The 2,400-nt window shown below is 58.9% G+C and carries 2 protein-coding genes; one reads left to right on the top strand and one right to left on the bottom strand.

Annotated features, from left to right (window positions below):
• Positions 1-221 precede the first annotated feature (221 nt).
• Positions 222-1,223 (top strand): helix-turn-helix domain-containing protein, encoded by a 1,002-nt coding sequence (locus tag ACR0D9_RS20555; RefSeq protein ID WP_480484961.1) that lies wholly within the window; start codon positions 222-224, stop codon positions 1,221-1,223.
• A 91-nt stretch (positions 1,224-1,314) separates the two neighbouring features.
• On the opposite strand, the gene ACR0D9_RS20550 is transcribed toward ACR0D9_RS20555, so the two are convergent.
• Complete coding sequence (locus ACR0D9_RS20550) at positions 1,315-2,292, bottom strand: HpcH/HpaI aldolase/citrate lyase family protein (RefSeq protein WP_480489515.1); 978 nt, start codon at positions 2,290-2,292, stop codon at positions 1,315-1,317.
• Positions 2,293-2,400 lie beyond the last annotated feature (108 nt).

Raw genomic sequence — 2,400 nt, 5'->3', positions numbered from 1 at the left:
ATCCATGGGCGTCGACAAATACTGGTCCCCCGTCAACCGCGTCGACAACGCATACGGCGACCGAAACCTCGTCTGCACATGCCCACCAATGACAGAATACGAAGACGCCGCTGAGTGAAACCCGTGTCTGTCCGATCCGTCAATTCGCCTGACGGATCGGATTTACACCCTGAGGGCAGCGCCAATCGGGGCGCTGCCACGCCCAAATCGTCGGAGGAACAATGAAACACTATGTCCTCGCAAATGATCACGCCAATCTGTCTGAAACGGAGCCTGAGGCACCCGAAAGATTGAAACATATCGATGTCATTCTCAACGGTGAAGCGGCTATGGCGTCAGCTGGAATGGTCATCGAATTCTATCAGGCGTTAAACACTCTGGCCGAAAACTGCACCTATGTGGTCAACCTTCGTGTCGCTGGCTCGGAACCTGCGGGTGGACCGTTATACTGGGCCGGACGAACGGCGATTTTCTGGGGAGATCTGGAGAACATCTGGTCCATTCCACATTCGCGCAGATTCTGGGTATCGCAGGTCCTGAACCTGTCTTCGCGGGTTGTTCTGGTCGGCGGCGCGGTGCTGCTTCTGCCGCAACTCGGAAGAACAGGCCGGAACACCGTTGCTGTCCACCCGAATTTCGCAGCCGCTGCACTGGAGGGCGGGCTGGAAGATTGTGGCACCGGCACGCATCTGGCCGCAGACGGGTGCGCCCATAGCGCAACCACCCGGCTAAGCGCGCTGCGCCTGCTGTCAGAATTTGTGTCGATCGACCACGGGGAACATATCGCGGACATACTGCGCGGATACATTGGACTGACGGAACCCACACAAAAGCACGGCAGCACGCTTGCCGCCCGTCTGGTGCACCGTGCAAAAGGTGATCAGCTTGTCATGCGCACGCTGGATGCGATGCAGGAAAACATCGAAGATCCTTTGACGATCTCGGAACTTTCCAATGTGCTCAGGACCTCGACTCGCCAGTTACAGCGAAGGTTTCTAAGCAAAACCGGTGCGAAACTTTTGTCGACCTACAAAGAGCTACGGCTGGAGCGGGCGCAGAGCCTTTTACAATTCACCAACATGTCGCAGATTGAAATCTCGACAGCGACCGGCTTTTCATCGACCGTCGCGCTGAAACGCGCCTTTCAACGCAGCTTCGACGTCAGCCCGGACGAAATTCGGAACAAGCGATTTCTGGGGACGGCCGCCCCGGAACACGGATGACCTTTCGCGTTGGTTCCGTGATCCACCAGTCAACGCAGCACCGAGCCCGCGTGGACCTTGCGCCCACGCAGGTCGGGTTTGGTGCAGGCGATCAGGCCGCAGCGATCTGACTGGCCTTTTCAACCAGTACTTCGGCCTGCCGGATCGAGGCATAGTCGATCAGACGGCCATCCAGAGACACGGCACCTTTTCCGTCTGCCTCGGCCTCGGCCATGGCGACAAGGATACGCCGTGCCTTGGTAACTTCGGCATCCGAGGGCGACATCACCTCATTGGCAAGTGCGATCTGGCTGGGGTGGATGGCCCATTTGCCCTCGCAGCCCAGAACGGCGGCACGTTTTGCGGCGGCCTTGTAACCGTCGGGGTCCTGAAAATCGCCAAAAGGCCCATCAATCGGACGCAGCCCGTTGGCGCGCGCAGCAACCACCAAGCGGGCAAGGGCGTAGTGCCACATGTCGCCCCAGTGGGTCAGGCGGCCTCCGTCGGTATCCGGGTCGGTCAGAACCGAATAGTCAGGGTTTACGCCCCCGATGATTGTGGTCCGCGCGCGGGTCGAGGCGGCATAATCCGCGACACCAAAATGAAGGCTTTCATTGCGCTTTGATGCAGCCGCGATCGCGCTGACATTCTGCATACCAAGCGCGGTTTCGATGATGTGTTCGAACCCGATCCGTTTCTTGTATCCCTTGGCGTCTTCGATCTGGGTCACCAGCATGTCGACCGCATATACATCTGCAGCTGTCCCGACCTTGGGGATCATGATCAGGTCCAGACGCTGGCCCGCCTGTTCGACAACATCCACGACGTCCCGGTACATGTAATGGGTGTCCAGACCATTGATCCGGACCGACATGGTCTTGCTCCCCCAGTCGATATCATTCAGCGCCTGAATGATGTTCCTGCGCGCCTGCTCCTTTTCATCGGGCGCGACGGCGTCTTCCAGATCGAGGAAGATGACATCCGCGTCCGATTTCGCAGCCTTCTCAAACATTCCGGGCTGGCTGCCGGGCACGGCAAGCTCGCTGCGGTTCAGGCGGGCGGGGGCTTGTTCAATTGGTTGAAAGCTCATGGTTGGGACCTTTCGGCTTACAGGTTCGGGTATATGGGGAAGCGGTTGCAGAGGTCTGCGACCTGGGCGCGGACGCGGGCTTCGACTTCGGCGTTGCCGTCTTCGCCG

It is taken from the genome of Ruegeria sp. AK11 (assembly GCF_056541095.1).
The sequence above is the reverse complement of the archived record's forward strand: the minus strand, read 5'-3'. Positions and strand labels throughout refer to the sequence as shown.